This is a genomic window from Rhodococcus sp. YH1 (genome assembly GCF_009939605.1).
In the GTDB taxonomy this organism is placed as follows: Bacteria; Actinomycetota; Actinomycetes; order Mycobacteriales; family Mycobacteriaceae; genus Rhodococcus; species Rhodococcus aetherivorans.
In genome coordinates this window covers 1-6,719 of sequence record NZ_WVTE01000126.1, presented here as the reverse complement: position 1 = coordinate 6,719, position 6,719 = coordinate 1, and the positions used below count along the sequence as shown (strand labels likewise).

The 6,719-nt window shown below is 75.8% G+C and carries 3 protein-coding genes; all 3 read right to left on the bottom strand.

Annotation, left to right across the window (positions count from 1 at the left end; translation table 11 throughout):
• On the bottom strand, positions 1-3,655 hold a 3,655-nt coding region (locus AIIKEEIJ_RS11570; RefSeq protein WP_161995701.1), incomplete at its 3' end, for a TIGR02680 family protein.
• A complete protein-coding gene (locus tag AIIKEEIJ_RS11565; RefSeq protein WP_161995700.1) occupies positions 3,652-5,022 on the bottom strand; it encodes a DUF2398 family protein in 1,371 nt (456 codons plus the stop codon). The genes AIIKEEIJ_RS11570 and AIIKEEIJ_RS11565, both read right to left, overlap by 4 nt.
• Positions 5,019-6,485: a TIGR02677 family protein gene (locus tag AIIKEEIJ_RS11560; RefSeq protein ID WP_161995702.1), complete on the bottom strand. Its 1,467-nt coding sequence runs from the start codon at positions 6,483-6,485 to the stop codon at positions 5,019-5,021. Before AIIKEEIJ_RS11560 ends, AIIKEEIJ_RS11565 begins: the two co-directional genes overlap by 4 nt.
• Positions 6,486-6,719: the final 234 nt, after the last annotated feature.

The window sequence follows — 6,719 nt, the reverse complement described above, 5'->3', positions numbered from 1 at the left end:
CCAGCGTCGTCGCCAGGATCTCCGGATACGACCGCTCCGGATGCGCCGCCCGCTCCGCCCGGATCCGCGCCGCGAAATGCGCCCGGACGCTCGCCAGCTCCACCGGCCCCAGCGCCGAAACCTCCCGGTCCAGCAGCCGGCACACCGCCCGCGCCTGATCGTCGAGATGATCGGCCGGCACCCACCGCACCCCCACCGTCGTACCCGACGACATGCGCCGCTGCCGCATCTCCGCCCCCATCCGGGCAATGAGATCCCGCGCGTCCTCGGTGCGCTCGTGGATCTGCTGCGCCAGCCCCGCCAGCAGCGCATCCTCGAGGATGCGCCGCTCCGCGTCGGTCAGCAGCAGCTCCTGATCCCGCCGCGCCGCCGAGATCCGCACCGCGAACTCCGCCACCGACGAAAACCCCTGCTCGTCCTGCACCCGCACCACCGTCAACCCGTCCGGCGCGTCCCACTGCAGCCGATAGTCCTGACCGGCCGCCGCGAGCTGCCCGTCGAACTCCTGCAACGCCGACGTCAACGCCGACCGGGCCGCCTTGCGGGCACCGTCCCCGCCCTTGATCGTCGCCGTCGCCGCCGCCAGCGCCGCGTACAGCGCCCCCACCTCCGCGGGCACCGCAGGCACGTCCCCGCCCGCCCGGGCGAGCCGGTCCACCACCTGCTCCGGCGCCGGCCACGCCGCCGCCGACAGCCACCGCAGCTCCTCCGAGATTCCCAGCAGCGACAGCACGTCCGGCCGCGCATACGGCGCCAGCTGTGCGGCGTCGGCCCGCGTCTCGGTCAGCGCCGACCGCAGCGCCTGCTCCGCCGCGACGTGCGCCGCCTCCGCCTTCCCGAGCCGCTCGACCGCGTCGTCGTGCGCGCGGCGCGCGGCGCGCTGCTCCACCCGCGCCGCCTCGATCCGCTCGCGCGCCTGCGCGAGCTGCGCGTCGATCTGCTGCGCGTCGGCACCCAACGCCTCGCGCAGCGTCCCCAGCCGCTGCTGTTGCTGCCCCAGCGACTCCTCGGCCGTCACCGCCCGCTCGGCGGACTCCTCCGCCGCCAGCCGGGCGTCGTCGCGCCGCACCTGCGCCTCCCGCGCCCGCTCGGCCGCGGCGACGTGCTCACGCCGGGCGCGCAGCACCGCCTGGCCCTGCGACTCGAAGAACCGGATCGCCGCCGCCAGATGCTCGAGCTCGCGGGCCGTGTGCGGCGCCCGGTGCCGGGCCGCGACCGAGCGCACCCGCTGCTCCTTCACGGCGCACTCGGCGATCACCTGATCGAGGTCCCGGTCCGCCGCGGCCGCCGCCTCCCCGGCAGTGCGCAGCGCACCCGCGCACTCGCTGACCTTCCGCAGCGCCGCCAGCACCGCGCCGGTGCGCGGCACCGCCGCCGCGGCCCGCTCCAGCTGCGCGAGCCGTCCGTCGAGCTCCGCCCGCTCCGCCTCCGCGCCCGCCATCCGGTTCTGCGCCGCGGCGATCTCCGCGTCGAGCTCGGTCACCCGCAGGCGACGGCGACGGGCCCGCGCGGTGGCCCCGATGTACTCGACCTCCGCCTTCGTGTGCCGACCCAGCTGCACCCCCTGGCGGTAGCCGCCCCGCTCGTCGACGGCCGGGCCGGTCTCGTCCGTCACCGCATCCCGCACCGCGACGGACGCCAGCACCGCCCGCACCCGCTCGGCCGGCACCCCGGTGTCCGGCTCCACCACCAGCACGTCGGCCAACGTCCGGCCGGTGGGGCGCTGCGCCGGCGGCACCGGCATCAGCGCGACCGCCCCCGCGGGCACGTCCCCCGCACCGCCGCACACCCAGCCCGTCAGCAGGTTCGCCGCCTCCAGCGCGGCCTCGAGTCCCGCGGCCGCCTCCGCGCTCACGTCGTCCGCGAACCGCACCAGCCGCCACAGCGGCGCCCCCGACGGGTCCGACGACCCGGTCGGCCGCATCGGGAACGACGGGGGAGCGTCGTCGCGCTCGGCCTCGATCAGGTCCCGTTCGGCCCGCAACACCGCGATCCGCTCCCGCGCGTGCGTGATCTCCGCCTCCAAGCCGCGGCCGCGGAACCGCAACTCCTCGACCACCGGGGCCGTGCGCTCGGCCAGCGCCGCCGCCGGCGTCGCGGCCTCGTCGTCGCCGGCCGCCGCGATCGCCGCGGCCAGCGCCTCGACCAGCTCCTCCGGCAGGCCGAGCACCGACCACGTGTCCCGGTGGCCGACCCACCACTCCCGCAACAGGTTCGACGCCTCCGCGCGGGCCAGCTCCACCACCGCGTCCGCCGTGGCCACAGCCGCCCGGGCCGACTCGAGCTGCGCCCGGCCCCGCTCGGCGGTCGTCTCGGCCCGCACCCGCGCCGCCGCCGCGCCCTCCGCGGCCGCCACCGCCGCCCGCACCGCCCGCACATCCGCGGCCCGCTCCTCCGCACACGCCGCCACCGTCGCCGCGATCTGCTCGCCCGGCGCGTCCTCGGCCGGCGGCGCCCACTCCACACCCGCATCCCGCGCCGCCGCGGCGAGTGCGTCCTCGGCGCGGCCCACCGCGGCCGCCGCGTCCGTCGCCGCGGCCGCGGCCCGCCGCGCCTCCTCGTCGCGCTGCGCCAGCTCCGCCCTCGCGCGCTGCGCCTGCTCCGCCTGCCCGGCCGTGGTGCGCTCGAGGTCCGCCACCACCTGCGCCAGATCGTCGAGCTGCTGCTTGCCCTCGTACGCGCTCGACCGCTGCAGCGCCTCGAGAGTCGCCCGGGCCTGCTCGAGGTCCCGCTCCGCGAGCTCGAGCCGCTCGTGGGCCTGCGCCCGCTCCGCGCCGGCCCGGTCGAACGCCGTCACCGACGCCGTCCACTCCGCACTCCCGCCCTCGACCGCCGCCAACCGCGCCCCGAGCCGGTCGACGTCGGCGCGGGCCTGCTGACCCAGGTAGGTCGCATACACCGCGACGAACCGCTGCGCCGCCTCGTCCGCCGCCGCCAGCGACTCCAGCGCGCGCGAGACCTCCTCCATGTCGGCGAACGACCGCGCCGCCTCGAGCACCAGCTGCTCGTCCAGCGGCCGCAACCCGTCGGTCAGCGCCTGCGACAACCCCTTCGGGTCCAGGTTCTTGGCCAGCTGCGGCCGGCGCAGCGTCAGGATCAGGTTGATCAGCTGGTCGTACCGCTCGATCCCGAGCCCGAACAACCGCGCATCGATCGCCGCCCGGTAGTCCACCGGCCGGTCCGTGACCGCGTCGGCCCCGACCTCCTCGATCAGCTGCCGTCGCGTCAGCGGGCGATCGGCCGCATCCAGCAGCGAGAAGTCCACACCGACCCGGCCGTCGACGACGAAATACCACCGCGTGACCTTGTCGTTGCCGCGCGCCGCCCGCATCCCGACCCCCACGGTCACCGCCTCCGGATCGTCCCGGCGGCCGCGGCAGAACTCCATCCACACATACGAATACGCGCTGTCCTGCCCCTGGTACAGCAGGTTGGACCGCATCGTGCGCTCCTCGCCGGCGAACGGGTTCAGCCGCCGCGGCTCGATACGCCCGTCGAACACGAACGGGAACAGCACCTCGAGCGCCTTGGTCTTGCCCGACCCGTTGGGCCCGCGCAGCACCAGCCGGCCGTCCGCGAACGAGAACTCCTGGTCCCGGTAGTCCCACAGATTGATGATCCCGGCACGTGTCGGCCGGAAACGGGCACTGCTCACGACATCTCCGCTTCGTTCGAATCCTCACCGGCCGGCGCGAGGCGCGGGTCGCGTTCGCGCACCGTCACCACCACTCCCCGGAACCGGGCCAGCGCCGGCAACGCCAGCACCCCGCCCGGCACCCGTGCCACCAACCGTTGCCGCTGCAACAACGTCACCGCCGCCTCCAGCAGGCCCGCCGGGTCGGCCTGCCACTGCGCGGCGAAGGTACGGCCGAACTCGTCGACCAGCTTCGCCGCCGTCTCCGCCAGCCAGCTGTCCTCGACCAGCGGATGCGTCGGCGCCGGCTGCTGCGCCGGTGTCGTGTCCGCCGGCCCGGCGCCGGCATCACCGGCCAGCGACGCGAACACCCCGGCCGCCGGAATCGCCGCGTCCAGTCCCGCCTCGAGTTCCGCCTCCGCATCCGCCGGCCTCGGCAACCGCACCGGCACCGACTCCGGATCCGACACCCGCGCACAGATCTCCCCGGCCAGCAACAACGCCACCTGCGGAACCGTTCCCACCCCCGGGAACCGCAGATCCGACATCCGCCCCGACGAATCGACCAGCGCGACGCCCTCCGCGCGCCGCTCGGCCACCAGCCCCGTCAGCAGCTCGATCCCCGCGGTCGTCCGTGGCAGCGCCAGCTGCAGCCGCGCGTCGTCGTCGAGTTCCTCGGCGTACACCACCGGTCGCTGCACCAGCGCCCGCCGTACCCGCCGTGCCACCTCGGCGGTGTCCACGATCCGGTCCCCGTCGCGGCCGTCACCGGCGGCGAGCAGGCCCCGCACCGAGCGCAGGTGCTGTAGCGCGCGCGGCGGCCGGAACAGCGCCGCCACCACGGGCCGGTCGATGTCGTAGAGCGCCTCACCCCGGTCCGGATCCGACACCCAGCCGCCGGCGTCGCCGTCCGCCAGCGTGATCGCCCCCCGCGCGGCGAGCCACGCCACCGCGTCGACGAACGCGTCCCGGTCGGTCGCACGCTCGGTGGCCAGCTCCACCCCGGGCACCTGGCCGGCCTCGGACGCGACCTGCTCGGCCAGTTCCGACAGCGTGATCTGCCCGCCGGCGCGTCCCAGCGCCGCCAGCGCCAGCGCCAGGTAGGCGTACCGGCGACGGTCGAAGGGCCGGTCGGTGACCGTGCGCGCGCCGCCCCCGGGATCGAGCCGGTCCGCGACGGTGAACAACCGCGCGGTCGTCTCGGTCACCTCCAGCCGGTATCCGAACAACTCGAGCAGGTCCTCCCGCAGCTCCGTCGCCCACCGGCGCAGCAGCGGCAGCGCGGCCCGGTCCGGGTACTGCGCGGTCACCAGATGGTGCGACAGGATCAGGCGCGCCGCCCGCTGGTACGAATCCCGGTCGAGCGGCGAGATCCGCCGGGCCCTCACTGCACGCTCACCCGCAGCCCGTCCAGATGCAGCCGGCCCCGCGCCGTGCGTACCACCGTGCCCTCCGCGGCCGGGCTCAACGTCAGCCGCACCCCGTTCTGCGTGCCCGTCGCCCCCGGCACGGTGCCGCTGACCGGAACGCGCGCCGACAGTGCCGCGTCGAGCAGGCTCAACAGCACCTCGGTCTCCGGCTCGGACAACTCCCGCTCGTCCACGCCGCCCGACGCCAGGGATCGCGCCGCCTCGGCCCGCGCCCGCTGCGCCGCCAGCTGCCGCTCCCGCAACCGCCGGATCCCGGATTCGTTGCGCTGCAACCGCGCCGGCGCCCCCGCCGACGGGGTGCGCCCGGTCTCGGCCAGCGTCCGGGCGATCGGGACGGGTGCCGCTTCCCACCACGACGTCGTCACCGGGATCGTCTCCGGGTCGGGATGCACGGCGGAGAAGTGACGCGGGCGGCCCAGGTCGAACACCGCTCCGAACAGCGCGTGCGCCGACTCCTCGCTCGGCGCAGCCGCGAACCAGCCGGCCAGGTGCCGCAGCTGCGACTCGCGGCTCACCCCGCCGCGCCGGGTCTCCGTCACCCGGCGCAGCAGCGCCAGCACCGCCGCGATCGCGCTCATCGTGCCCTCCCGCAACCGCTCCGACTCGCTCGGCACGTCCCCGGCGCCGACGAACCACCGCTCGAGGCCGCGCCATCGGGCTCGCCAGTCCGCCTGCCGTTCGGGTGCGGGCAGCAGCACCCGCTCGTCGTGCGCGGCGGCGAACCCCAGCATGCGGTCGATCCCCGTCTCCTGCACCCGTGCCAGCGCGGCCGCCAGCTTCGGTGCGTAGCGGGCCAGGTCCGTGCTGAACTCGCGCATGTGCGCCAGCACCGCATCCTTGTGCGCCAGGAACGACTCGGGCGTGACCTCGGTGGTGCGCACCAGGTCACCGAGCATCAGATAGAACCCCGCGGCCCGCTCGGCCATGTCCGACAACGTCGTGTCCAGCCGCGACAGCTTGCGATAGATGAGCTCTCCGTCCCCGGCCGCGTTCGCGGCCGCCAGCTCGGTCAGGTCGGCCAGCAGATCCGCCAGCGCGAGACGCGACAGCGACGCGTCCTCGCCGCGCGCCCGCAGCACATCCTCCACGGCCCGGAAGGCGTGATAACCGGCCCGGCCGAACTGATACACGTAGTGCCGGTTGCGGTACTCGGCCAGCGACGCCGCCCGGGTGCCGTCGTAGCTGCGCTCGAGCACACCCCAGGCGTGCAGCTGCTCGAGCAGCGGTGCGACGTCCTGGGCCGACAGCGCCGCCGCCGGATCCGCCGAGCCGGTCCGCTCGAGGATCGCCGCGACCTCGGCGGCGTGCAGCAGCACCACGTAGTTGGCGCGGGCGAGGTCGAAAGCACGCAGCACCCAGAGGTATTCGGCCCGCTTCTCGGCCGTCGCGAACGAGAACAACCGGAGCCGGTCGTGCTGCACCCCGGCCCCCGGATCGGTGGGCCCGGCGGGCGGCTGCGTTTCGTTCACCGTGACAGGGTAGGCGGGGGCGGCCCTCGTGCCGCGCAACCCCCGGTGCCGTGCGCGCCACACCCGGGCGGAGGTGCAGCCCGTGCCCTTCATGGGCGTCCGGCCGCCGCCGGGGTCGGGGATCCCGCCGCCCGGTCAGCTCTCGGCCGGCGCCGTCTGCGTCGTGTCCGCCTCGTGGCGGGACTC